This window comes from Thermomonospora echinospora (genome assembly GCF_900108175.1).
Classification (GTDB): Bacteria; Actinomycetota; Actinomycetes; order Streptosporangiales; family Streptosporangiaceae; genus Thermomonospora; species Thermomonospora echinospora.
In genome coordinates this window covers 1-24,441 of sequence record NZ_FNVO01000024.1, presented here as the reverse complement: position 1 = coordinate 24,441, position 24,441 = coordinate 1, and the positions used below count along the sequence as shown (strand labels likewise).

Below are 24,441 nucleotides of genomic sequence, written 5' to 3'. Positions count from 1 at the left end.
GGGCGCGGGCCGTCCGGGACGCCGCTCGTCGTCACGTGCCGTTCACTCGTCGGAGGAGTCGTCCTCGCCGCCGGAGCCGTCCTCGGGTTCGGCCACCGCGACCCGGGCGGGCCGCATGATCCGCTCGCCGATGCGGTAACCGGACTGCAGGACGTCCACGCAGGTGGTCTCGGTGACGTCCGCGGAGTAGGAGTGCATCAGCGCCTCGTGGACGGTCGGGTCGAACGGCTCGCCCTTCTCGCCGTAGCGTTCGAGGCCGAGCTTGCCGAGCGTGGCGTCCAGTGCGTCGGCGATCGACTTGAACCCGCCGGTCAGCTCGCCGTGGTCGCGGGCGCGGTCGATGTCGTCCAGGATCGGCAGCAGCTCGGTCAGCACGTTGGCCAGCGCCTGCTCGCGCACCGCCACCCGGTCCCGCTCGACCCGCTTGCGGTAGTTGACGTACTCCGCCTGCAGGCGCTGCAGGTCCGCGGTGCGCTCGTCGAGCTGGGCCTGCAGAGCGGCCGTCTCCTCGTCACTGGGCGCAGAGGGCGGGGCCGACCCGGCGGCGGGCTCGGCAGCGGCCTCGGCGGCCTGCTCCCGGACCTCGCCGGTCTCCGGGTCGATCCTCCTGCGATCACGGATCACCGGGCCCTCGCGCTCCTCGCCCTTCTTGGAAGGAGAGGTCACGCGGCACCACCCTTCTTGTCATCGTCCACGATCTCGGCGTCCACGACCTCGTCGTCACCGCCCTGGTCACCGGCCGCGGCCCCGTCCGGGCCCGGCTGGGCGCCGGCCTCGGGGTTCTGGGCGTACATGGCGGCGCCCATCTTCTGGCTGACCTGGGCCAGCTTCTCGGTGCTGGTGCGGATGGCGTCGGTGTCGGTGCCCTCAAGGTTCTTCTTGACCTCGGCGACCGCCTCCTCGACCTCCTTCTTGAGGTCCGCGGGGATCTTCTCGTCGTTCTCCCGCAGGAACTTCTCGGTGGAGTAGGCGAGGGTGTCGGCCTGGTTGCGGACCTCGGCCTCCTCCTTGCGCCGGCGGTCCTCCTCGGCGTACTGCTCGGCCTCGCGCATCATCCGGTCGATGTCGTCCCTGGGCAGCGCCGAGCCGCCGGTGATGACCATCGACTGCTCCTTGCCGGTGCCGAGGTCCTTGGCGGAGACGTTGACGATGCCGTTGGCGTCGATGTCGAAGGTGACCTCGATCTGCGGGACGCCGCGCGGCGCCGGGGGCAGCCCGGTGAGCTGGAAGGTGCCCAGCTTCTTGTTGTACGCGGCGATCTCGCGCTCGCCCTGGTAGACCTGGATCTCCACGGACGGCTGGTTGTCGTCGGCGGTGGTGAACACCTCCGACCGCTTGGTCGGGATGGTGGTGTTGCGCTCGATGATCTTGGTGAAGATGCCGCCCTTGGTCTCGATGCCCAGGCTCAGCGGGGTCACGTCCAGCAGCAGGACGTCCTTGACCTCGCCCTTGAGCACGCCGGCCTGCAGGCTGGCGCCGACCGCCACCACCTCGTCGGGGTTGACGCCCTTGTTGGGCTCCTTGCCGCCGGTCAGCTCGCGGACCAGGTCGGCCACCGCGGGCATCCGGGTGGAGCCGCCGACCAGCACCACGTGGTCGATGGCGGAGACGTCGATCCCGGCGTCCTTGACCACCTGGCGGAACGGGCCCTTGCAGCGGTCCAGCAGGTCGGAGGTCATCCGCTGGAACTCGGCCCGGGTGAGCTTCTCGTCGAGGTGCAGCGGACCCTCGGCGGAGGCGGTGATGTAGGGCAGGTTGATCTGCGTCTCGGTGGAGCCGGACAGCTCGATCTTGGCCTTCTCACCGGCCTCGCGCAGCCGCTGCAGCGCCATCTTGTCCTTGGACAGGTCCACCCCGTGGGCGTTCTTGAACCGGGTGACCAGCCAGTCGACGACCGCGTTGTCCCAGTCGTCGCCGCCCAGGTGGTTGTCGCCGCTGGTGGCCTTGACCTCGACCACGCCGTCGCCGACCTCCAGCAGGGACACGTCGAAGGTGCCGCCGCCGAGGTCGAAGACCAGGATGGTGGCCTCGTTCTCCTTCTCCAGGTGGTAGGCCAGCGCCGCGGAGGTCGGCTCGTTGATGATCCGCAGCACGTTCAGGCCGGCGATCTGGCCGGCCTCCTTGGTGGCCTGGCGCTGGTGGTCGGAGAAGTAGGCCGGAACGGTGATCACCGCGTCGGTGATCTTCTCGCCCAGGTAGGCCTCGGCGTCGCGCTTGAGCTTCTGCAGCACGAACGCGCTGATCTGCTGGGGGGTGAAGTCCTTGCCGTCGATGGCGGTCTTCCAGTCCGTGCCCATCTCGCGCTTGACCGACCGGATGGTGCGGTCGACGTTGGTCACGGCCTGGCGCTTGGCCACCTCACCGACGAGAACCTCGCCGTTCTTGGCGAAGGCGACGACGGACGGCGTGGTCCGCGACCCCTCCGCGTTGGCGATCACGGTGGGCTCGCCGCCCTCCAGAATCGCGACGACCGAGTTGGTCGTCCCGAGGTCGATACCGACCGCACGTGCCATGGTCTTCGTCCTCCGTCGTAACTCGGCCGTCCCCCGGGGCGGCCGTCTCGGTGCCCGCGCACGGCGGGCACGTGGCTTGAGTCCCTCTGCCGCAAGGTTGCCGCGTGCCGACCCTGTTGTCAAATCACTTGAGTCGACCCGACTCAACTTTGCTGCTGTCCTCTCTAACAAGACGGTTGAGCCCGCTATTCCGGTTCCCGAATCCGGCGGAACCGGGGAAGGCGGCCGGGGCCCGCGGACAACAACGGACGATCGCTGTCCACGCCGACGACAAGGCCGGGCGGTCCTGGAGGTCGGTCGGACGGACGAGACGCCGCATCACGGGTGACCCCGACTGGACGATGGCCCCTGGAACCCGCCCCGGTGGAGCGGGGTCGTCGCGCTGTCGAGGCCGGGGGCGTGAAAGCGATCGGGCCTTTCGCCGGAGTAAGGGTGACCCTTGACCCCAACGCCCCGAGAGAGCCGTGTATGACGGAGAAACACCGAAAGATCGTGCCTCACGCAGCCGTCCCGACGGGTGCGTGCCCGACGGAGACGAGCGCATGACCGCGCAGGCCCGGACGGCCGCTCACCCCGGGGAGCCCGTGACGGCCACCGCGCGGCAGGAGCAGGACGCGGCGGACCTCACGCGGTCCCTGCGGGATCCCGAGCATTTCACCGCGATCTACGACCGCCATTTCACCGCCGTCTACCGCTACGTGGCCGGACGGCTCGGGCCGCAGGTCGCCGACGACCTGGCCGCCGAGACCTTCCTGGTCGCCTTCCGCAAGCGCGAGGCGTTCGACCCGCGGCGCGGCGCCCTGCGGCCGTGGCTGTTCGGCATCGCCACCAACCTCGTCGCCCAGCACAAGCGGGACGAGACCCGCCGCTACAAGGCGCTGGCCAGGGCCGGCGCCGAGCCGTCCAGCACGGCGGGCCACGAGGACCGGGTCGTCCGCCTGGTCGCCGCCGAGGGGATGCAGCCCCGGCTGGCCCGCGCCCTGGCCTCGCTGTCACAGGCGGAACGGGACGTGGTGCTCCTGGTGGCGTTGAGCGGGTTCGCCCACGACGAGGTCGCCCAGGCCCTCGACATCCCCTACGGCACCGTGGGCTCGCGCCTCAGCCGGGCCCGTAAGAAGCTGCGCGCCGCCCTCGACCTGGAGGTTCTCCCCTGATGAACGAGCTGCAGATGATCAGCGAGATGCTGGACGAGACGCCGGCGGAGCAGACCGCGGCGCAGGGCCGCCGGCGGCTGCTGTCGGAGATCGCGAACCCGCGACCGGCGGCACCGGCCCGCCGCCGGTTCCCGCTGCCGCGCTGGAGCCCGGGCCTCGGCCTGGCGGGCTTGGCGGGGGTGGCCGCCGCCTCCGTCGCGGTGGCGGTGGCGGTGTCCGGGACGACCTCGCCCGCACCGCAGTCCCCCGGGCAGACGGCCACCGGGGAACTGTCGGCCCGCACCATCCTGGTCGCCGCCGCCGAACAGGCGGAGAGCACGACGGAGACCACCGGTAAGTACTGGCACACCGCGACGATCGACCGCCACTCCTTCCGGGTCGGGAAGGGCGACGGCGCCTACACGGTCGTCTGGCGGCAGCGCAGCGAGGGCTGGACGCCGAGCACCCCGGGCGGTAAGCAGTACGGCCGCCAGCAGGACCTGGGGGCCACGCCGGCGACACCGGCGGACACCGCCGCATGGCGCCGGGCGGGTTCTCCCGCCACCTTCTCGGTGTCCGTGCCCGTCGGCCCCGGCTCAAAGGTGCGCAAGCCGCTGAAGCTGAAGACCCAGCCGGGAAGCCCGCACCTGAGCGGCTCGCCGCTGGTTGACCGGGACAAGGTGTTCTGGCTGGGCCGCAACGTCACCGTGAAGGACCTGCGCGCCCTGCCCGCCGACCCCGCCAAGCTCAAGGCATCCCTGCTCAAGTGGTACCGGGGGCACGGCACCGAGTCCTCCGGCCAGGCCATGACGTCCGACGCCTGGCTCTTCGAAGTGACCCGGGGGCTGATCGTCGACATGCCGGTCACGCCGAAGGTCCGGGGCGCCGCCTTCCGGATGCTCGCCGACCTGGACACGGTCAAGGCGATCGGGCCGGTGCGCGACGGCGAGGGACGGACCGGCACCGCCGTCGCGACCACCGAGCGCACCCCCAACGGCGTCCTGGAGCACCGCCTGATCATCGACCAGCGGCGGGGGACGGCGCTGGGCACGCAGATCGTCGTGGTGCGGCCGGCCGGCGCCAACGCCGCCCTGCCTGCTGGGGCGACCCTGGTGTCCACCTCCGTGATGGCGGGCGGCTGGACCGACACCGGCCCCCGCTGACCGGGGCTCGGCCCATCCGGCCGGGGCGGGAAAGCGGACGGCGGTCACGGGTGATACCCCGTGACCGCCGTCCGCTTTCCCGGAAAGGTCCCTGATGATCGGACAACCCCGGTGACCGCCATGTCCCACTCGGAGAAACCGGCCCTGGCCCAGCCCCGGCCGGTGCGGAGCCTGTCGGAGCGCTTCGATGAGGTCTTCGACGCCCACTTCGACGAGATCCACCGGTACGTCGCCGCCCGGCTGGGCCCGGACGCGGCCGAGGACGTGGTGGCCGAGACGTTCCTGACCGCGTTCCGCAAGCGGCACGCCTACGACGCCGACCGTGCCGCCGTTCGGACCTGGCTGTTCGGCATTGCCACCAAACTGGTCGGCAAGCACCGCCGGGCCGAGGTGCGGGCGCTGCGGGCGCTCGGCCGCCGCGGCCCCGACCGTCCCGCCGCCGGCCCCGAGGAACGGGTGCTGGAGGAGGTCAGCGCCCGGCGGCTGCGTCCCGAACTGGCCGCCGCGATCGCCGGCCTCAACCGGGGCGAACGCGATGTCCTGCTGCTGATGGCGCTGGCCGGGCTCGGCCATGACGAGATCGCGGCCGTGCTCGGCGTCTCGTACGGCACGGTCGGCTCCCGGCTGAGCCGGGCGAGGAAGAAGCTGCGCGCCGCGCTCGGCGGCGTCAACCCCATGCTGGAGGAGGACGGCCGTGGATGAGATCACGATGGTGCGGGAGCTGTACGGGAGCCCGGAACCCGACCCGGCCGCGCGGGAGCGGATCCGCGCACGGGTCGTCGGCGGGCGGCCCGTGCGCCGGCCGCACCGGCGGATGACGTTCGGGCTGGGGCTGGTCGCCGCCGCCACCGCGGTGGTCGCAGGGGCGAGCCTGCTGAGCGGCGGGACGACCAGGACGCCGGTCGTGCTCGGCACCACCGGGGGCGATGACGGGTCGGCCCGTTCCATCCTGCTGGCCGCGGCCGACAGCGCCGAGAAGGAGCAGCCGGGACGGTACTGGCGGCTGCACACCACGTACGCGGACACCTACCGGGTGAAAGCGGGCTACAACGTCGAGGGCAACCGCTGGGAGTCCGACCGGTGGATGGCCCGCTCGAAGGACGAGCCCGACCACAACTTCGACCGGGACCTGCCCAGCAGGCCGCAGACCCCCGCCGACGAGGCCGCCTGGCGCCGCGCCGGATCGCCGAAGACGTGGAAGGTGATCTCCAGCGGCCGGCCGTACACCCTCACCACCGAATCCACCGGCTGGCGCTCGGCGACCATCTCCGCGGAGCAGAAGCGCCGCCGTGACGACCGTGCGTGCGGGGACGGGTCCCCGGCCGGACCGCAGGGCTGCAATCCGATGCTCGGACCCTCGACGGAGGAACGGGTGCTGACGGACCCGGGCCTGTTCAGGAAATCCCACGCCGAGCTCCGCGCCAAGCGCGTGCGCGCGCTGGTGGAGTCGGAGCCCCACCTGGAGAAGGAGGCGGCGGCCCGGTTCGACCTGCCGATCATCTCCCTGTTCCTGACCACCCGGCCGGCCTCCCCGCAGGTGCGGGCGGCGGCGTTCCGGCTGCTGGCCGACACCCCGGGCATCCGGTCGATCGGCACGGTCACCGACCGGGCCGGACGGCGCGGCATCGGCCTGGCGGCGCGCGCCACGAAGGACGACGGCGGCGGCACCGTCTACGACGAGGTACTCATCCTGGAGCCGAAGACGTACCGGATCCTCGGCGAGCAGCAGATGATCGTCAAGGCGGCAGGCCCGTACCGCGGGATGGCCCCGGGCACCGTCCTCAGCCACACCGTGGTCCACCACGCCGGCTGGACCGACGCCAAGCCCGCACACCCCTGACACGTTCGCGGCAATGGGGAGCGCTGCCGTCCACGGCGGCGCTCCCTCCCGTGGTGCAGGGGAGGGGACGGGGACTCGGCGAGACCCCGGAACCGGATCGGTAACGACGGGGCTTCCCGGCCCACTTCCTGGTGACAGAGCACTGGGACGGACGGAGGGTGGGCGGTGGACGACGAAGCGGAACGCTTCACGGCGATCTACGACGCCTGTAGGCAGCACGTGTGGGCGTACGCGGTCAGCCGGGCGGGACGGCAGATCGCCGACGAGGTGGTGAGCGAGACCTTCACCATCGCCTGGCGACGGCTGGCCGACGTGCCGGAGTCCCCGCTGCCGTGGCTGCTGGGCGTGGCCCGCAACGTGCTGCGCGACGGGCACCGGGCACAGGCGCGGCGCGCGGCGCTGGAGGCGGAGTCGCGGGCGTGGGCCGGTCGGGGCGAGGACGACATCGCCGACAAGGTGGCCGAGCGGCTCGCGGTGCTGCGGGCGATGGCCGCGCTCCCCGAGGACGACCGGGAGATCCTCATCCTGATCGCCTGGCACGGGCTGACGCCGCGCGAGGCCGCCCGGGTCGTCGGATGCAGCGCCCCCGCGTTGCGCGTCCGGCTGCACCGGGCGCGCAAGCGGCTGGTGCGCGCGGTCGACGCCGCCGCCGAGAGCAGGGGTGCGGTGCATCCCGTCCGTCCCCGGATGCCGATCACTGGAGAGGAAGCGCGATGAGCGACGTGAAGGACGTGATGCGGCAGCTGGCGGAGGCCCGGCCCGGCCACCTGGATCCCGGAGCCCCGGTGGAGCCGCACACCCGGAACGCCGAACTGCCGCGGATCATGGCGGCGGCGCGCCCGTCCCGGGCCCCGGGGAAGGCGCGGCGGCCGATGTGGGGGCTGGGTCTGGTGGGCCTGGCCGCCGCCGTGCTGGCGGTGGCCATGGCCGTCACGGGCACGGACGGACCCGCCCCGAGATCGTCCGGCGGCGGTACGGCGGCACCGGCGGTGCGCGGCGGTACGTCGGCACCGGCGGTGCGCGAGGTGACCATCAACGCCCGCACGGCGCTGCTGGCGGCCGCGCACGGGGCGCAGCGGCAGCCGCAGCGGACCGGCCGCTACTGGCACGTCAGGACCCTGTTCGGGACGCTCGAACAGGTCGGCCCGGCGGGCGGCCGGTACGCGGTCCTGCACCGCTACCAGCACGATGCGTGGAACCCGCGCTCGCCGGACGAGGAGGGCTGGTTCCGTTCGGAGGAGCTCGGCGCCAGGCCCGCCACCACCGCCGACGAGGCCGCCTGGCGGGCGGACGGATCCCCGACGGCCTGGGTCACCGGCCCCAAGCCCAAGGCGGGCGGCGGCAAGCCGCCGAACACCAGGGTCCCGGACCTGGAGATGAATCCGAAGGACAGCGCGTTCGCCCACTCGACCGGCAGGGCGTCCGACGCGCCGGACGAGCTCAACGTCACCCAGGACGAGCTGGAGCGCGCCGCCGCAGACCCCGCCGAGCTGCGTGCCCTGCTGCTCGCGCACCCGCTGGGCGAGGCGCACGACGGCGAGAACACCGACGCCGAGCTGTTCGAGACCGCCGCCGGGATCCTGATGACCAAGCCACTGCCGCCCGCCAAGCGCGCGGCGATCTACCGGCTGCTGGCCGGCATCGACGGCGTCACCGCGACGGACGGCGTCAAGGACGCCGCCGGCCGGACCGGCACCGCCCTGAAGATGCGGCAGCGGTACCCCAACGGCTCGGTGGAGATCCACTTCATCGTCGACCGGGCCACCGGCGCCGGGCTGGCCAAGGAGATCCACTACCTGAAGGGCGAGGGCGACAGGGCGTGGATGAAGCCCGGCACTCGCTGGTATTACGAGGTCGTGACCTCGCAGTGGGTCGACGTCCTCCCGGACATGCCCCGCGGCCCGCGGACGGGCGGAGGCGGTCCCTGACCGGTCCCCAGCACCGCGAACTGACGCGAACTGACAGACGCCCCCCGGCCGCCGGGGGGCGTCGTGGTGCGTCAGTAGCGCTTGCTGCGGTACTGCCAGGTGGCCACGAACTGGTTGCTGGCGGCGTTGGCGGGCAGCCCCAGCACCTGGTTGACGGCGAATTCGTGGCCGTTGCAGCCGGTGGCGAGGCCCAGGGCGTAGGTGATGTCGGCCACCTTCATGCGCGTCACCAGCGTCCCGCCGGACATCCACGGCAGCGCCCAGTCCACGACCGGCTCGATGACGATCGGCTTGGCGGCCGAGCCGATCGTGCAGGAGCCGCCCAGGTCGTCGCCGATGATCCGGGCGGTCAGCCCGACGGTGTGCGGGACGAGCGCGCCGGGCTCGACCAGCCCGGTCGGAGTGATCTCCAGCTTCCACCCGGTGGGGTGCGGCACCTCCCACCGCGTCCCCGGCACGCCGGTGACGAACGGGATCGGCTCGGCCCGCAGCCCGCCCAGCTTGGCGACGGTGGTCCCGTCGGTGAGCCTGCCCTGCGCGATGGTCAGCCGGACCGGCTCCTGGGTGTGCGCGTGCATCCGGCCGATGCTGACACCGATCAGGGTGTCCTCGGCGGTCATCGTGTGGCACTTCCACGTACCGGCCACCGCGCCGGCGGGCAGGGCCGGGCAGTCCGCGAAGTCGGCGTCGGACGGGGTGGGGGCGGCGGCCGTGGCGGGTCGCGCGGCCAGGCCCAGGAGGGCGGCGGTGACGGCGACGAGGACGGCGGTGCGCTTCAAGGGCTGCTCCCGGTGATCGGCCGGACCCGAGGCCCGGAACGGTGGCACCGTCGGATCCCGCGGCCCCCGGCGCGCGCCTTCCGCTGATGATCCCGGCGCTGTGGACCTTAGGTGAGCACGGTCACTTCCGCCAAGACCCAAAAGCCTCATTCGGCACGATCGGTTTCCCCCGTCCCATCACGGAGCGTGGACAACGAGCCTCCGCCGCGCCCTGCCGCTGGGCGGAAGGACGCGCATGGCCGGGAAAAGCCCCGGCGGCATCGGGTGATCACCGGGGAGACGTCCTCATGGACAAGGAGCTCCCTTGAGAAGAACCCTCCGTCTGACGGCGGGCGGCGCGTCACCGTGCGGGCAGCGGGCAGCGGGCAGTGGGCAGGTTGTGCGAGGCCACAGTGCGGCCGGCGGGAGCCGCGTTCGCTTGCCCCTGGAGTGTGACGGGCGGTATATCACGGATTGCCGGACGGTGGCGTGTGCAGGGTGTTATGGCTCGTATGCTACCAACGAGTAGTAATCCGGCCCCGGATGTAAAGCTGTTCGGCGCGCGCCCTACGCTGACAGCCGACGCCCGTACCTCAGGAGGACGGAACCTTGCAGTACGCGGTCACGTTGATCGTTGGGCTCGTCGGTACGGCGGTGGCGCTAGCGCTGGCCGGCCGGCGGGTGAAGTTCCTGTGGAGTTGGTTCAAGAGCGGTCAGCCGGACCCCGAGCGGGTGCTCCAGGTCAAGCGTGACCCCAAGGCCGACGTCGAAGGCCAGGTCGTCGAGGTCCTCGGCCAGCGCAAGCTGCTGAAGTGGACCGTGGCGGGCGCCGCGCACTTTGCGGTGATGTGGGCCTTCTTCCTGCTGGCCACCGTCTACCTCGAGGCCGGCGTCCAGCTGCTGTTCGGGCTGCACGCGCACATCCCGTTCCTGCAGACGTGGGGGCCGATCGGGTTCGTCCAGGACACCATCGCGCTGGCCTGCCTCGCCGGCCTGGCCACGTTCACGGTCATCCGGATCAAGAACTCGCCCAAGCGACTGGACCGCAAGTCCCGGTTCAAGGGCTCGCACACCGGCGGCGCCTGGCTCATCCTGTTCATGATCTTCAACGTGATCTGGACGATGTTCGCCTTCCGCGGCATGGAGGTCGCCAACGAGAACTTCTCCTACGGGCGGGCCGCCTACGCCTCCTACGGGGTCGGCCAGCTGCTGAAGAACATCGGCGAGCCGGAGTCCGGCCTGATGGTCTTCCTGGAGGCCGCCTTCCTGCTGGCGCACATCGGCGTCGCGCTGGTCTTCCTGGTCATCGTGGTCAACTCCAAGCACCTGCACATCTTCCTGGCCCCGCTGAACGTCATGTTCAAGCGCCGCCCGGACGGCCTGGGCGCCGCCCAGCCGATGATGAGCAACGGCAAGCCGCTGGACTTCGAGGAGGCCGACCCCGACGAGGACACCTTCGGCCGCGGCAAGATCGAGGACTTCACCTGGAAGGGCTACCTCGACATGGCCACCTGCACCGAGTGCGGGCGTTGCCAGTCGCAGTGCCCCGCCTGGAACACCGGCAAGCCGCTGTCGCCGAAGATGGTCGTCCTCGACCTGCGCGACCACGCCTTCGCCAAGGCCCCCTACCTCCTGGCCTCCGAGGAGGAGCGGGAGAAGTTCACCGACGAGCAGAAGATCGCCATGCAGGTGGACAAGGAGCTCGTCGGCGAGGACGGCGTCATCCACCCCGACGTGCTGTGGTCGTGCACCAACTGCGGCGCCTGCGTCGAGCAGTGCCCGGTCGACATCGAGCACATCGACCACATCCTGGACATGCGCCGCTTCCAGGTCATGATCGAGTCCTCGTTCCCCTCCGAGGCCGGCGTCATGCTCAAGAACCTGGAGAACAAGGGCAACCCGTGGGGCATGTCGGAGATGAAGCGCCTCGAATGGATCGAGGAGCTGGACTTCGAGGTCGAGGTCGTCGACGAGAAGATGCCCGCCGACGCCGAGTACCTGTTCTGGGTCGGCTGCGCCGGCGCCCTGGAGGACCGCGCCAAGAAGACCACCAAGGCCGTCGCCGAGCTGCTGCACATCGCGGGCGTCAAGTTCGCCGTGCTCGGCCCCATGGAGGCGTGCACCGGTGACCCGGCCCGCCGCCTGGGCATGGAGTTCGTCTTCCAGATGCTCGGCCAGCAGAACGTGGAGACCCTCAACGAGGCCGGCGTCAAGAAGATCGTGGCCACCTGCCCGCACTGCTTCAACACCCTGGCCAACGAGTACCCGCAGATCGGCGGGAACTACGAGGTCGTCCACCACACCCAGCTGCTGGCGCACCTGGTCGAGACGGGCAAGCTCACCCCGGTCACCCCGATCGAGGAGAACATCACCTACCACGACCCGTGCTTCCTGGGCCGCCACAACAAGGTCTACAAGCAGCCGCGGGACATCATGGCCACCGTCCCCGGCGTCAAGACCCAGGAGATGCACCGCCACAAGGACCGCGGCTTCTGCTGCGGCGCCGGCGGCGCCCGGATGTGGATGGAAGAGCGCATCGGCAAGCGCATCAACACCGAGCGCGTGGACGAGGCCCTGGAGACCAACCCCGACACCGTCTCCACCGCCTGCCCGTTCTGCCTGGTGATGCTGGGCGACGCCATCAACGAGAAGAAGAACGCCGGCGCCGCCAAGGAGACCCTGGAGGTCGTCGACGTCTCCCAGCTCCTCATCCGCTCCGTCAAGGGCGAGGGCGCCGCTCCCAAGGAGCCCGTCGCCGCCGAATGAGGCACGCAGTGACGAGGCCCCGCCGGCGTCCGGCGGGGCCTCGCCGCCTTGCGGGGCGGACGCCCGCGGAACGGGTCAGCCTTCGAGCTCGTCGGTGTCGATGACCTGGCCGGCCGGCGGCGGGCCGATCGTGACCGGCTCCTCGTGGCCGGAGAAGTCGATCAGGACGTCCGGGCCGGCGTCGAGCCGCAGCACGTGCGGGTCGCCCTCGGTCGCCACGTACAGCGTGCCGCCGGAGCCGTCCTCCAGCCCGATCGCGGCCCGTCCGTTGATCCGGGCGGTCGCCCCCTTGGTCAGTTCGCCCTCGGGCTTCAGCAGGTCGTCGAACATCTTCGCGGGATCCGTGAACGAGATCAGTTCGGCCAGGTCCTTGTCCTTGGTGCTGGTCTTGAAGTACTTGCCCGACAGCAGGTTCACCGCGCTCGGACCGCCGGCCTCCCGCCAGAACTCGTCGTTGCCCTTCAGGTACAGGGTCGAGCCGATCCGGGTCAGGTTGACCTGCATGTCCCCCCTGACGGTCACGTCGCCCATCGCGGCGCGGCCGCCCGAGTACCGGAAGTTCAGCTCGGCCTTCTCTCCCTCCTCCACGACGTGACCGCGCATCCGCATCGAGGAGGCCGACAGGGCCGCCCGCTCGGCCCGCTGGAAGATCTCCGCCGCGGACAGCCGCTCGACGCCGTTCGGAGAGGTGGTGGCGGTGGGCCGCGGGGTCGCGGAGCCGGCCGTCGGCGCCGCCGCGTCCCCGGGGTCGCAGCCGACGGCCAGCGCGCCGGCCAGCAGCAGTGAGGCCAGCGCGAGGGGTTTGGGCGTGTGCATGGGGGTCCCCCGATCCGTTCGGTTCCCGTCTTCGCGACCAGCTTGCGAACGGCCCCGGCGGAAACGCTGTCGTTATGCTGTGGAGTACTGCGGTGGGACTGCCGTCCCACTGCGGCCCCGCTGCCGGACCCGTCCGTGTTCCCCGCATGGGAGGCCCGTGTGGGCGACGACCTGCGCTTCGAGATCCTCGGTCCGCTGCGCGCCTGGCGGGGCGACCAGCGTCTCGACCTGGGGCCCGGCAAACAGCGGGCGGTGCTGGCCGTACTGCTGCTCAACGTCGGCCGGCCGGTGTCCACCGAGGCGATCATCGACGCGGTCTGGCCGCGGACCCCGCCGGAGAACGGGCCCAATGTCGTCCAGAAGTACGTCGCCGGGCTCCGCCGGGTGCTGGAACCCGGCCGCTCTCCCCGCACGCCGGGACGGCTGCCCGCGCTCACCGAGGCGGGGTACGTGCTGGACTGCCCGCCGCGGGGCCTGGACGCCGAGGTCTTCAGGGCGCGCGTCGCGCGGGCGCGGCGACTCGGGACGACGGGCGGCGCGGAGATGCGCGCGGCCCTGGAGCTGTGGCGCGGCGAGGCGCTGGGCGGCCTGCGCGGCCCGCTGTTCGACTCGGCCCGCAGACGGCTGGCCGAGGAACGGGCCGCCGCGTTCGAGGCGTACGCGGAGATGGAGGTCGCGGCGGGCGAGCACGCCGGGCTGGTGCCCGAGCTGGTGCGGATGGTCGACGAGTTCCCGCTCCGGGAGGAGCTGCACTACTGGCTGATCCTCGCGCTGTACCGGTCGGGACGGCAGGCGGAGGCACTGATCGCCTACCGGGACGCCAGGGAACGCCTGGTGGAGGAACTCGGAATCGAACCGGGGGAGCGGCTGCGCGAACTGCACCTGGGCATCCTGCGCGGCGACCCGTCACTGTCCGCACCCGCCAGACCTCCCTTCCCCGCCCCGCCCACCCCACCTCCGTCCTCCGAGCCGGCGCAGACCTCACCCGCCCGGTCCGTGTCACCGGGGCGGGCGGGGGCCTCGCCCGCCCCGCCCGCCGAGCCGGTGGAGAGCCCGACCGCCCGACCTTCACGCCTCGGGCCGGCGGAGGTCTCGCCTTCGTCCTCAGGGCTGATGGACGCCTCGGCCGCCTCGCTCCCGTCCTCCGGGCCGGCGGACGACCCGGCCGTTCGACCTCCACCACTTGGACAGGTAGGGACCTCGCCTTCGTTCTCTGGGCCGGTGGACGCCTCGGCCGTCCCGTCTTCGTCCTCCGGGTCGGTGGATGGCCTGGCCGGTCGGCCTGCATCCCCTGGGGCGAAGGAGGGCTCGGCCGTTTCGCCTTCGTCCCCTGACCCGGCGGAGTCCTCGGCCATGCGGCCCGTGCCACCGGGGCGGGTGGAGGACTCGTCTTCCGATGCGGTGGAGGGCCGGGCCGCTCGGCCTTCGTCCCTCGGGCCGGTGGGGGCTCCGCATGTTCAGCCTCTGCCGGATCACCCTCAGACGCTTCCGACCCCCCCAGGGGCCACGACGATCCCGATGGGGCCGATGGGCCCACTGGTCTTCGGTGCTCCGGTGGTGCCGAGGGCTCCGCGCCGGTCGTGGCTGCCGTTGCTGGCGGCGATCATGGTGCCGCTGGCGACCTTCGGCACGGGGACCTGGGCGTTGTTCGCCTACCTCGCGGGCCGGCGGCACAGCCGGGCACTGGCCTTGGCGGCCGGCGGCTATTTCGCGCTGACCTCCTTCCTGCTGGCCGTGATGATGGGCACCGACGCCGAGACGCTCACTCCGCTGGACGGGCTGGCGATCTCGGCCCTCCTGGTCACGATGTTCGGCGGGGTCGTCCACGGAGCCGGGGTGGCGTCCGCGCCGTCGACCGTGCCCCCCGAGTCGGTCCGGCGGATCCGCCGGGAGCAGGCCCGCGCGCTCGCCGACCACTACCCGGAGATCGCCGTGCGGCTGGGCATCGGCCGCCCCGACTTGTCACGCCTCTACGACGACGGCGGCCTGGTGGACGTCAACGCCGCGCCCGAACACGTTCTGGCGGCGCTACCCGGCGTCACCCTTGAGCAGGCCCGGCTCATCGCGCTGGACCGGGACCGCCACGGCCCGTTCGCCTCACCCACCGACGTCGTGACCCGCGGGCTGCTCCCCGCACCCATCGTGGCGTCCCTGCACGGCGTCCTGATCGCCGTACGCCCCGTTCCTCCGCCGGCGCGGTGATCGCTCACCTTCGCCGGGACGCTGCCGGTGCGAGGGGCAGGGGTTCACCAGTGCTCGGCTCGATCACGGCCGGCCGGTGAGGTCTTGCCCGGTGAACGCCGGTGGACACCGCACTGGCGAGGTGAGCCCCTTACCGGGACGGGTCGAGCTCCGCGCGCTCGGGCAGGTCGGGACCTTCACCCTCGGACAGGTCGACCCAGAACAGCTCGACGCCCGCGGCCCGGAGGATCGCCTCTCCGTCCAGTACGGAGTACACCCCGGTGAAGAAGCAGCGCCGGAAACCCGTCTCCGCCACCAGGCGGGCGCAGGCCGGGCAGGGGAACGTGGTCACGAACAGGTCCGCCCCGGCCAGCCGGACGCCCTCGCGTGCCGCCGTGGCCACCAGCGCCGCCTCCGCGTGGATGGCGGTGGACAGGTCGGCGTGGACCCCCCGGCTGTACTCGTTGCGGGGATCGCCGTCGAAATAGGGGGCGTACTCGGTGGGATGGTGGTGATTGTGGGCCGTGCCGAGGATCTCCCCGTCCCGAACCGCGACCGCGCCGACCTGACGCCACCAGTCCGAGCTGTGCCCGGCCTCCTCCTGGGCCACGCGCAGGTACGTACGGGCCAGCTCCTCGGCGCTGATCGTCACCGACTGGCCGACCGGCCACGCGGCCTTGCTCCACGGCCGGTCCCAACGCAGGAACGTCCGCTCGAACACCGGGTCCAGACCGTGGGCGTGCGCGATGCTGCGCATGATCTCCTCGTCCGGCATGACCAGGACCGAGGCGGTCAGCGCGTCCGGCAGGTCCGCCGGCTCGACCACCCGCACCCTGCGGCCCGGCCGCAGGCAGGCGGCGGCGCGTTCGGGGGACAGCGCCCGGATGTCCTTGCGCAGGGCGGGGAAGACCTCCCGGAAGCCGGCCCCCAGCAGCAGCACCTCGTCGGCGTCGGCATGACGGTCCAGGAACGCCTCATAGCCGGCGTGCAGGACCGGCAGGTAGAGCAGTACCTGCTTCACCGGTCGGCCGTCACCCTCGGCTCCGGCTCGGCCAGCCCCAGCTGGATCCGGCGCAGCCGTGCCGACGTGCTGATCGTCGCCATCCGCTCCAGCACCCGCACCTCACCGCAGTAGTGCGACTCCAGCTCCTCGATCTCCGCCGGGGTGTAGGTCTCGGCGGTGGCCACCAGCACGTCGGGCCGGACCGCCTTGATCAGCTCCCACTTGGGACGGTTCAGGTGCTTGAGGGTGACCAGGCCCACCCCGCGCTGGTGCGTCACCATCCGCAGCCGCTCGATCTCGGGCACCGCGGGCCGGTGCGGGCCCTTGCGAGCCCTGATCTTCTCGTCGCTGTCTATTCCGACGATCAGGAAGTCGCCGAAACCACGGCAGGCCTCCAGATACATGGAATGCCCCTCGTGCAGGATGTCGAACGAGCCATTAGTCAGCACGATTCGGTAATCCACCGCCCGCAGCGCGCTGACGATCTCCTTGATCCGCTCGTAGTCCTGGACGTACCGCAGCTCGAAATTGGAGGCATCGGCGAAGAACCCGCGACTGACCAGCGGCCGGTTCTCCGCGTTCCCTGCCACCACCGCAGCACCTCCCGTTGGGCGACTTTGCGTCGATAGCACATGGTAGCGCGCGGCCGACACGCGACGGCCGAGGTCACCGCGGCTCCGCTACCATGACGCGATGGTCCCGACGTCTGGCACCCGCACCGCACGACAGGCGCGTCCCGCGCCCGCGGCGGATCTGCAGGCCTATCTCGCCAGCGCGCTGACGGGGCTGGACGCCGAGCGGCGCGCGGAGGTCTTCGCCCTCTCCGACGTGGTGGCCGAGGTCTGCCGCGCGGCAGGCATCGACCTGTACGAGCCCCGGCAGCGCACCGATCCGGTGCACCACCACCACATCCCCGACGGGGAGGTCTTCCGGCTCGACCGCCGCCGGGTCACCCGCGCCGACCTGCTGATTTACCTGGCCCACCAGCCCAGCACCGGGTCCGGGCAGGAACTGGTGATCGCGCGGGGCGCGCTGGTGCCGATCGTCGTGGTCGCCTACGAGGACGCCAAGGTCAGCCGCATGGTCACCGGGCTGCCCGGGACCGTGCTCGTCCGCCACCGCGACCTGCCGTCGCTGACCGAGCGGCTGGCCGAGCAGCTGGAGGCACTGCGGCCACTGCTGGTCCGCAGGCGCGCGGAGTTCGCCGAGCACACCCGGGACACCTTCGGCGAACGGCTCCGCCGGCTGCGGCAGGCCCGTGGCCTGACCCACGAGGACCTGGCCGCCGCGATGCGCGTCCCCGGCCTGATCAGCGCCACCGAACTGGCGGACTGGGAGACCGGCTCGGACCTGGAGAGCGACCTGCACCTGGTGCAGCTGCGCGAACTGGCGGCCGCGCTCGACGTCCCGCTCGCCGACCTGCTCGACTGAGCACCGCACCCCTGCGCCGTCCGGTGCTCTCCGTCGTTTCGGCCACCGGCCGCGCTGGGGTGGCGTGTGATTTGCGCTGTCCCGGTCGGCCGGGTGGTCCGGTGGCGGCCCGGTTGGGTGTCCGCCCGGTCCGGCCGATACCCTGCATGGACGCCGGATCCGCCGGGGGCAGGCTCCTGCCGGCGGACCGGGAGGGCACACCGAACCAGGAGAGGCCACATTGCGTTACTCGCCTTACCGCGAGCGCACTCCCGACGGGCAGTACCGGGAACTTCTCAGGCGGATCCTGGAGACCGGTTCCCCCGTTCCCACCCGGCAGGGGCCCGCTGCGATAACACTGATGCAGCAGACCATGCGTTTCGACCTCTCCAACGGTTTCCCGCTGATCACCGAACGCAGCATCAAGTCGTTCTGGAACAAGCCGATCGGTGAGCTGTGCGCCTTTATCAACGGTGCCAGGACTTTGTCGGAGCTGGAGAAATTCGGCTGTGACTGGTGGGGGCCCTGGGGGACGGAGGCCAAGACCGCAAAGCGCGGCCTGCCGCCCGGGGATCTGGGACCGGGATCGTACGGCGCCGCGTTCCACGACTTCTCCACCGTGGAGGGGGCCGAGGGCTTCGACCAGTTTCGGCATCTGGTCGAGCAACTCCGGGAACTGCCCGGCGACCGGACGCACTTCGTCTCGCCCTGGATCCCGCAGTACCTGGTCCGCGGTGCGGGCAAGACGCCCAAGGCGACGATCGCCCCCTGCCACGGCTGGGTCCACGTCCGCGTGCTGGACGGCCGGCTGCACCTGCACATGTTCCAACGCTCCGGGGACGTTCCGATCGGCGTCCCGTCCAACATGGTCCAGTACGCGGCGCTGCTGCTGATGCTGGAGCACCTCACCGGTTTCGAAGCCGCCGCCTACTACCACACGATCTCCGACGCCCACATCTACGAGGACCAGGTCGACGCCGTCCGCACCATGCTGGAACGCGAGCCGCGCCCGCTGCCCACGGTGCGCCTCAACGACCTCGGCCGCCAGGTGACCGACATCCACGGTTTCCGGGCCGACCACTTCGAGCTGACCGACTACGACCCGCACCCCGCGATCCGTTCGATCCCGGTGGCGCCGTGATCGTGTCGCTGATCGTCGCCGCCGCCGCGAACGAGGTGATCGGCCGCGACGGCGACATCCCCTGGCACCTGCCCGGCGACCTGCGCAGGTTCCGCCGCCTCACCAGCGGCCACGCGGTGGTGATGGGTCGGCTCACCCACGAGTCGATCCTGTCCCGCCTCGGCCGCCCGCTGCCCGGCCGGACCTCCGTGGTGGTCAGCCGTACGCTGCGCGAGGCCCCCGGAGTTTTGGTCGCCCCCTCCGTCCCGGAGGCCCTGCGGATCGCGCGGGAGCAGGAGACTGGCGGCCAGATCTTCGTGATCGGCGGGGCGTCCGTCTACCGGGAGGCCCTGGACGCCGTGGACCGCGTCCACCTGACCCGCGTCCACCAGGACTTCACCGGCGACACGGCGATGCCCGGGAACTGGCTGGACGGCTTCACCGAGGTCTCCCGTGAGGGCCCACTTGAGGAGTCCGGCCTGACCTACTCGTACGTGGACTACGTGCGATGAGCCTCTACTGCCTGGACAACCACCGGACGCCCGAGCAACTGGAGGAGATGCGCCGTCTGGAAGCGGCCGGCATCTGCCTGTTCTGCCCGGATGGCCTGCGCTCCCACCCCACCCAGCGCATCATCCGCGAGACGGCGCACTGGCACATCACGCCCAACGCCTACCCCTACAAGGGAACGGCCGTGCACCTCCTGCTCGTACCGCACGAGCACGTCACCGACCTGGCCGACCTCTCCGAACCGGCCCGGCTCGACTTCTTCCAGGCCCTCCAGTGGGTCCGGAACGAGTACGACCTGACCTACTACGGCCTCGGCATCCGCAACGGCGACTGCCGCTACACCGGCGGCACCATCGCCCACGTCCACGTCCACCTCCTGGTGGGCGACACCACCCCGGACAGCCCCCCGGTCCGCTTCCGCTTCAGCTCATGACCGTCTGCGAATCGCGCTGCGGGCGAAGAAGCTCACCACCGCCGTGGCGACGACCGTGCTCACCGCGTAGACGGTCACCAGCCCGGTGACCAGGACCAGCCGGTCCTGGCTCAGCTTCTCGGGCAGGTCGCCGATGAGGTTGACCAATGTGGTGAGCACGACGCCGAGCATGGTGACCGCGATCAGGTAGATCCCGAACACCACGATCATGTTGCTGGTGTTGTTGACCCGGTCGATGGTGGTCTGCGCCTCGGTGACCTGCCGCTTCACCTCGGCCACCTCGGCGTCCACCTGCCGGCGCAACTGCTCCCAGTCCCGGTCGCGCCGCGCGCTCTCGGCGTCGACGGCCCGCTCCAGATCCTTCACGCTGCGGAAGTACGCCAGCCCGCCCTGTCCGGTCCCGTCCACCCCGGTACGGAACAGCCGGTCGCGCAGGAACTCGAAACCGACGTTGGACACCGCCGTCCGCTGCTGCGGCGGCTCGATCCCGATGACCTGCAGATAGGCGATCGGATCGCCCTTGCGCATGGTGATGGGCCCCGGCCCCACGTTGGCGATCACGAAGTACAGCGGCTCACCCTCGCCGCCCACCGGCCGCCAGTGGCCGTCGACCTTCTCCCGCCCGTACCCCGGATGCACGGTGGTGCCCTGCAGAATGAGCAGCCCCCGGGCCGACCAGCGGAACTTCGGCCCGATGACCGCCGCGACGTCGAAGTCCATCGAGAACCTCTCGATGGTCGAGATGAGCGCCGAATCCCCCGGCGCCAGCGTGAACTCCCCGACCGGCGGCGTCCCGGCGTCCACCGTCTTGTACCCGGACGCCCCCGGCTCGGTCGGGATCACCAGCAGATCATCGGCCAACCGCAGGTCGTACCCGGCCCCGAGCACATGCCCCGGACTCCAGGACCCCTCCCGAAACACCCGATCGGGCGTACTGATCGCCCTGAGCAGAGAGGCCCCGGAGAGCATCCCCCGCGGCTCCCGACCGGCCGAGCCATCATCCATGATCGCGAGCCTAGCCACCCCCACCGCCCCCGTCCGCCCCTCACCGCAATCCCCACCCCCCGCCGCCGCCATCCCCTCTGGGGCTGCCCCACCCCGCCGAGTCCGGTAACATGTCAACGCAGCCATCCCCGGATGGCGGCAGGCGAGTGTAGTTCAATGGCAGAACTCCAGCTTCCCAAGCTGGTAGCGCGGGTTCGATTCCCGTCACTCGCTCCATGAAGAAGGCCCAGGCCAGGGACATGATCCCCAGACCTGGGCCTTTGATCATTTAGGCGCTGTGGCGCCCTCGTGCAACAAGCGTGCAATTAGGCCACGGGCACGAGCTTGCCGGCCGCCCCGTCCTCGTCGTCGCCGCCCTTGGCTTGCTGGACCTGGACGAGCGCGTCAAGGCCGTCCGCGATGGCCCGATCAGCGCTCTTGGACCGGTGCTGGTAGCGCAGCGCCGCCCGCTCGTTGTCGTGGCCCATCCGCGCCATCAGGTTCGCCAACGAGACGCCCATGTCCGCGGCCAGGGTGTTGCCGGTGTGCCGAAGGTCGTGGAAGTGCAGGCCCGGAACGCCCATCGCGCGGACCACGTGCGTCCACCGGGTGACCTTGTTGAACCCGCTGCGCCGCATCGGGCCGCCCTTGACCCCAGTGAAGACCAGGGCGTCACCGCCCTTGCCGGTGTACTTGTCGAGGTGAGCCACCAGGTCAGGGATGATCGCGGCCGGGATGGAGACGGTACGCAGGCCCGCCCGGGACTTGGGAGGACCGAGGATCATCTGTCCGTTGTCGCGCTCGACGAAGGCCGCCCGGACCCGGACCGTACGGTTCTCGGTGTCGATGTCGCACCGCCGCAACGCGGTGATCTCCCCCCATCGCAGACTCGCGAACGCGGCCAGCAGGATGAACGCCCTGAGCCGGTCGTCCCGGACGGTGTCCGCGTGCCCGTCCTCGGCCAGCTTCCACAGTGCCCGCTCGGCCTCAGCGCGGGTCACGAACGTGTGCGGGAAGCGCCGCATGGTGCCGCCCTTGACCCGGTAGCGAAGCCGGTATTCACCGCTGTCGAGCTTGCGGAAGTTGCCGACTGGCCGCACGCCCACCCGCTCGGCCAGCTCGAAGACCTGGGCCACCGTCAGAACCGGCCGTTCGGGAGCGTGCTCGGTGCCGGCCCCGCGCACCCGGCACGGGTTACGAGTCAGGATCTTGTCCTCGTCCACCGCCGTCATCAGCACGGCCCGCAGCAGCCGGTACGCCTTGGCCGCCATGGTCGCCGAGACCCCGGCGGCGAGTAGATCGGCCCGCCAGCCCCGGATCATGGACGTGCTGAGCTTGCCCAGCTCCACACCGCCGAGGTAGGGCGCGATGTGCTTTCTTAGAAGCCACTGGTACAGCTCCACCGTCCGAGGCCGCAGGCCGGGGCGTTGTTCGATCCACTTCGCGGCGTAGTCCCCGAGCTTGACCTTGGCCCGCTGTGGGTCCGTCCAGTCGCCGTTGAAGATCTGTGCTTCGGTGAGCGTCAGCCAGCGCTCCGCATCGCTTTTGCGCTCGAACGTCTCCGGCGCCGTCCGACGCTGCCCGTCCGGCCCGATGTAACTGGCCTGGAAACGTCCGGACGGGAGCTTACGGACATTGCCGAACCGCCGCCGACCCGGCTTGTTGCCCTTGGCCATCAGGCAGCCCTCCAGACGTCCGAGGCGGTCATGGGCTCCACCAGCCGAGCCGCGATGAACTCCCGAAGCGCCGACTCGGGGATACGGACGTGTCCGCGCTTGCCCTCCTCACCGAGCCGGACGAAGCGGATACGCCGCTCAGCGATCAGCCGCCGGGGGAACCGCTCCGAGGTACCGAGCACCTCGGCGGCCTGAGCGACGGTCAGCAGACGATCGATCTGGGGCAATGGCGTCAACGCCCTGTCGTTCCTGGCGGTCACGCAGAACTCCCATCTCTCGGGTTGATCGGTGGCAGGGGTGTGCCGGTCAGGGCAGCGGTGAGCAGCACCTCGCCGGGGGTCAGGCCCTGGCCGATGTAGCGCCAATCGGCGATGACGAGGACCTGGTCCTCGTCGGTGAGGGGCAGGCGTCCGGTGGTGATCTCGTGTTTGCGTTGGTTGTGGGTGGTGCGGTCGGTGCGGAGCCGTCCGAGGGTGGTGGAGTAGTGGCGGGATTTGGTGGAGAAGTGGCCGCGGAAGCCGAGCATGTGGGCCCACTCGGCAAGCCGTAGTTCGGCCATCTCTTCCAGGGCGCCCAGGCGCAGGCATGCGGTGATGAGTCGCCGGGCGTGCGCGCTGACGGGCAGGGCGTTCGGGTCGTCGGTGGCGCGGATGCGTCGGTCGAGGGTGCCGACGCATTCGGCGGCTTTGGTGGCGTATTTGGCGATGTAGCCGGCCACCGCCTTGTCTGTGAGTTCCCCCGTGGTGGTGATCGGCCGGACGTCGAGCTGAGTCCCCCAGGCCAGCGAGCGCGCCGGAGCCTCGTTGCTGTCGGGGGTGGTGACGGTGACCGCGCGGGCGGCCTGCTGGACCGCTTCGGCCAACGTTGCGTAGGTGACCCAGCCGGGCGGGGTGGCGGCGGGTCCGCCGGGTCCGTCGAGGCGGATCACGGCATGGAAGTGCACGACGCCGCGCCGTTGGTATTCGGCGACCTTGGCGAACGACACGGTCAGCGCGTCGCCCAGCGCTGTGACGGTCAGGCCCGCCGCTTTGGCCAGGCGCCGCCGCAGCGCGAGGGTGAAGCGCCGCCACAACTCCGGCGCCAGGGCATTGAACAGCACGGAGCCGGTGTGGTCGTAGCAGTCCGGGCACAGCGGCTCCCCCAGCCGCGGATCATCGGCGGAATGCCGGGCGGTGCACGACAGCCGCCGCCCGTGCGGGCACTTCCCGGCGTCACGACGGGGGTGGCAGGGCTGGACGGTGCCGCCGGGCTTTTCGCGTCGGGCGTGCACCGGCCCGAAGGAGGGTGCGGTGAGGGTGACGAACGCTGCCGGGTGGGCGGTGACCGATTCGGGGACGCCTTTGCCGCCGACGAGGCCCGCTCTCACGAGGTGGTAGGTGTCGGCGCGGTAGGTCTCGGCGCAGGCCGGGCAGCGGGAGGCCCGCCGGGTCTTGCACGCCACCCGCAGCGTCCCGCCCGGCTCACAGGATGTGGTGTAGCGGTGCAGCACCTCACCGGTCAGCGGGTCGAGATGCTCGACCCGGCCGCGCAGGTGCACCGGCTGCACACACCCACCCAGGGCACGGGTGCGCGCGGCCCACTGCCGGAAGTCGGACCGGTTCATCTTGGCGGCCATGTCGCGGACGGCCACCGGGGACAGGGCGGCATGGGGCACGATGGGCGGGTCTCCTGTCCGTTGTTCAGACGGTGAGGGGATGGCCCCCGACGTGGCGGCGTGTGCTTGCCGGCTGTGCGGCCACGCCGGGGGCGGCTACTCGGTTAGAGGGCGGAGGCGAACGCGGCCAGCGCGTCAGCGAGCGCGGCCAGGCCGCCACCGATGGCGGCCACGGTGTCGGCCGCCCCGAGGGGGTGGCGGAGCACGTAGAGGGCCAGGACGAGCCAGCAGGCGAGGAAGCCGCAGCGGCGAACGAACACGGGCGCATCTCCGATCGAGGAGTCGAGGTCGAGGGGCCGGGGGTTAGTCGTGGCCGTGGCCGTGGCAGTGCGGGCAGGTGCCGCCGTCGCCGGTGAGGCCGGTGCCGCCGCAGTGGCAGCACACCCACCGCCGCACCGCCACCGGCGAGACCGGCGGCCGGTCGGCCGAAGCGGTACCGGCGGCGGGAGGCCCGGCCGGGTCGGGGGTGGGCATCAGGCGACCTGTCCGGCGGCGGGGTCGTGGTCGGCGGGGTCGGGGGTGATGTTGTTCCAGTAGCTGTTGCGGGCGTCGT

The 24,441-nt window shown here is 71.4% G+C and carries 24 protein-coding genes and 1 tRNA gene; 13 read left to right on the top strand and 12 right to left on the bottom strand.

All coding sequences use genetic code 11. The annotated features are described in order from the left end of the window. Positions 1–42: 42 nt before the first annotated feature. Together grpE and dnaK are read right to left on the bottom strand one after the other, a co-directional pair. A complete protein-coding gene (gene grpE, locus C4U03_RS33615; RefSeq protein WP_103943842.1) occupies positions 43–666 on the bottom strand; it encodes a nucleotide exchange factor GrpE in 624 nt (207 codons plus the stop codon). Then, positions 663–2,513 (bottom strand): molecular chaperone DnaK, encoded by a 1,851-nt coding sequence (gene dnaK / locus C4U03_RS33610; protein ID WP_103943841.1) that lies wholly within the window; start codon positions 2,511–2,513, stop codon positions 663–665. The genes grpE and dnaK overlap by 4 nt, the downstream gene beginning before the upstream one ends. Positions 2,514–3,055: 542 nt before the next feature. Here dnaK and C4U03_RS33605 point away from each other — a divergent pair. The 6 genes from C4U03_RS33605 (at position 3,056) to C4U03_RS33580 (ending at position 8,577) form a co-directional block, all read left to right on the top strand. Further along, the gene (locus tag C4U03_RS33605) at positions 3,056–3,667 is read left to right on the top strand and encodes an RNA polymerase sigma factor (RefSeq protein WP_103943839.1); all 612 of its coding nucleotides are present in this window, start codon (positions 3,056–3,058) and stop codon (positions 3,665–3,667) included. Then, on the top strand, positions 3,667–4,809 hold the full coding sequence (locus C4U03_RS33600) for a CU044_5270 family protein (protein WP_103943837.1): 1,143 nt from the start codon (positions 3,667–3,669) through the stop codon (positions 4,807–4,809). Before C4U03_RS33605 ends, C4U03_RS33600 begins: the two co-directional genes overlap by 1 nt. 120 nt (positions 4,810–4,929) lie before the next feature. Beyond that, on the top strand, positions 4,930–5,511 hold the full coding sequence (locus C4U03_RS33595) for an RNA polymerase sigma factor (protein ID WP_103943905.1): 582 nt from the start codon (positions 4,930–4,932) through the stop codon (positions 5,509–5,511). Then, the gene (locus tag C4U03_RS33590) at positions 5,504–6,649 is read left to right on the top strand and encodes a CU044_5270 family protein (protein WP_103943835.1); all 1,146 of its coding nucleotides are present in this window, start codon (positions 5,504–5,506) and stop codon (positions 6,647–6,649) included. The genes C4U03_RS33595 and C4U03_RS33590 overlap by 8 nt, the downstream gene beginning before the upstream one ends. 165 nt (positions 6,650–6,814) lie before the next feature. Next, positions 6,815–7,366 (top strand): RNA polymerase sigma factor, encoded by a 552-nt coding sequence (locus C4U03_RS33585; protein WP_103943833.1) that lies wholly within the window; start codon positions 6,815–6,817, stop codon positions 7,364–7,366. After that, on the top strand, positions 7,363–8,577 hold the full coding sequence (locus C4U03_RS33580) for a CU044_5270 family protein (RefSeq protein WP_103943831.1): 1,215 nt from the start codon (positions 7,363–7,365) through the stop codon (positions 8,575–8,577). Before C4U03_RS33585 ends, C4U03_RS33580 begins: the two co-directional genes overlap by 4 nt. A gap of 71 nt (positions 8,578–8,648) precedes the next feature. On the opposite strand, the gene C4U03_RS33575 is transcribed toward C4U03_RS33580, so the two are convergent. Further along, the gene (locus C4U03_RS33575) at positions 8,649–9,356 is read right to left on the bottom strand and encodes a hypothetical protein (RefSeq protein ID WP_103943829.1); all 708 of its coding nucleotides are present in this window, start codon (positions 9,354–9,356) and stop codon (positions 8,649–8,651) included. 588 nt (positions 9,357–9,944) lie between these two features. Between C4U03_RS33575 and C4U03_RS33570 the strand changes: the two genes are divergently transcribed. Beyond that, positions 9,945–12,101 carry a (Fe-S)-binding protein gene (locus tag C4U03_RS33570; protein ID WP_407701465.1) on the top strand — a complete coding sequence of 719 codons (2,157 nt, stop codon included), beginning with the start codon at positions 9,945–9,947 and terminating at the stop codon, positions 12,099–12,101. A gap of 75 nt (positions 12,102–12,176) precedes the next feature. On the opposite strand, the gene C4U03_RS33565 is transcribed toward C4U03_RS33570, so the two are convergent. After that, on the bottom strand, positions 12,177–12,917 hold the full coding sequence (locus tag C4U03_RS33565) for a hypothetical protein (protein WP_103943827.1): 741 nt from the start codon (positions 12,915–12,917) through the stop codon (positions 12,177–12,179). 159 nt (positions 12,918–13,076) lie between these two features. Between C4U03_RS33565 and C4U03_RS41440 the strand changes: the two genes are divergently transcribed. Continuing rightward, a complete protein-coding gene (locus C4U03_RS41440; RefSeq protein ID WP_200827650.1) occupies positions 13,077–15,119 on the top strand; it encodes a BTAD domain-containing putative transcriptional regulator in 2,043 nt (680 codons plus the stop codon). 130 nt (positions 15,120–15,249) lie between these two features. Here the strand turns inward: C4U03_RS41440 and C4U03_RS33555 are convergent, their stop codons facing one another. Beyond that, complete coding sequence (locus C4U03_RS33555) at positions 15,250–16,119, bottom strand: deoxycytidylate deaminase (protein WP_103943825.1); 870 nt, start codon at positions 16,117–16,119, stop codon at positions 15,250–15,252. Further along, positions 16,116–16,691: an adenylyltransferase/cytidyltransferase family protein gene (locus tag C4U03_RS33550; RefSeq protein ID WP_160147183.1), complete on the bottom strand. Its 576-nt coding sequence runs from the start codon at positions 16,689–16,691 to the stop codon at positions 16,116–16,118. Before C4U03_RS33550 ends, C4U03_RS33555 begins: the two co-directional genes overlap by 4 nt. Positions 16,692–16,794: 103 nt before the next feature. On the opposite strand from C4U03_RS33550, the gene C4U03_RS33545 reads away from it, so the two are divergent. The 4 genes from C4U03_RS33545 (at position 16,795) to C4U03_RS33530 (ending at position 19,574) form a co-directional block, all read left to right on the top strand. Further along, complete coding sequence (locus C4U03_RS33545) at positions 16,795–17,532, top strand: helix-turn-helix domain-containing protein (RefSeq protein ID WP_103943821.1); 738 nt, start codon at positions 16,795–16,797, stop codon at positions 17,530–17,532. A gap of 220 nt (positions 17,533–17,752) precedes the next feature. Continuing rightward, positions 17,753–18,652: a thymidylate synthase gene (gene thyA / locus C4U03_RS33540; RefSeq protein ID WP_103943819.1), complete on the top strand. Its 900-nt coding sequence runs from the start codon at positions 17,753–17,755 to the stop codon at positions 18,650–18,652. Further along, complete coding sequence (locus C4U03_RS33535) at positions 18,649–19,143, top strand: dihydrofolate reductase (protein ID WP_103943817.1); 495 nt, start codon at positions 18,649–18,651, stop codon at positions 19,141–19,143. Before thyA ends, C4U03_RS33535 begins: the two co-directional genes overlap by 4 nt. After that, positions 19,140–19,574, top strand: a complete 435-nt coding sequence (locus tag C4U03_RS33530; RefSeq protein WP_103943815.1) for an HIT family protein — start codon at positions 19,140–19,142, stop codon at positions 19,572–19,574. Before C4U03_RS33535 ends, C4U03_RS33530 begins: the two co-directional genes overlap by 4 nt. Here C4U03_RS33530 and C4U03_RS33525 read toward each other — a convergent pair. Next, positions 19,569–20,543, bottom strand: coding sequence for a dCTP deaminase domain-containing protein (locus C4U03_RS33525; protein ID WP_407701466.1), 975 nt, complete (start codon positions 20,541–20,543; stop codon positions 19,569–19,571). The two genes, C4U03_RS33530 and C4U03_RS33525, sit on opposite strands and share 6 nt — an antisense overlap. A gap of 178 nt (positions 20,544–20,721) precedes the next feature. Here C4U03_RS33525 and C4U03_RS33520 point away from each other — a divergent pair. Further along, positions 20,722–20,795 (top strand) — tRNA-Gly (locus tag C4U03_RS33520). 89 nt (positions 20,796–20,884) lie between these two features. Here C4U03_RS33520 and C4U03_RS33515 read toward each other — a convergent pair. The 5 genes from C4U03_RS33515 to C4U03_RS40770 all read right to left on the bottom strand — a co-directional run bounded on the left by C4U03_RS33515 (position 20,885) and on the right by C4U03_RS40770 (position 24,362). Beyond that, on the bottom strand, positions 20,885–22,234 hold the full coding sequence (locus C4U03_RS33515; RefSeq protein ID WP_103943811.1) for a tyrosine-type recombinase/integrase: 1,350 nt from the start codon (positions 22,232–22,234) through the stop codon (positions 20,885–20,887). Then, complete coding sequence (locus tag C4U03_RS33510; RefSeq protein WP_235018303.1) at positions 22,234–22,494, bottom strand: excisionase family DNA-binding protein; 261 nt, start codon at positions 22,492–22,494, stop codon at positions 22,234–22,236. Before C4U03_RS33510 ends, C4U03_RS33515 begins: the two co-directional genes overlap by 1 nt. Beyond that, positions 22,491–23,849, bottom strand: a complete 1,359-nt coding sequence (locus C4U03_RS33505) for a replication initiator (protein WP_103943902.1) — start codon at positions 23,847–23,849, stop codon at positions 22,491–22,493. Before C4U03_RS33505 ends, C4U03_RS33510 begins: the two co-directional genes overlap by 4 nt. Positions 23,850–23,992: 143 nt before the next feature. After that, entirely contained in the window at positions 23,993–24,148 is a 156-nt protein-coding gene (locus tag C4U03_RS41435; RefSeq protein ID WP_200827649.1) for a hypothetical protein, read from the bottom strand. Positions 24,149–24,191: 43 nt separating this feature from the next. Then, positions 24,192–24,362, bottom strand: coding sequence for a hypothetical protein (locus C4U03_RS40770; protein WP_160147182.1), 171 nt, complete (start codon positions 24,360–24,362; stop codon positions 24,192–24,194). Positions 24,363–24,441 lie beyond the last annotated feature (79 nt).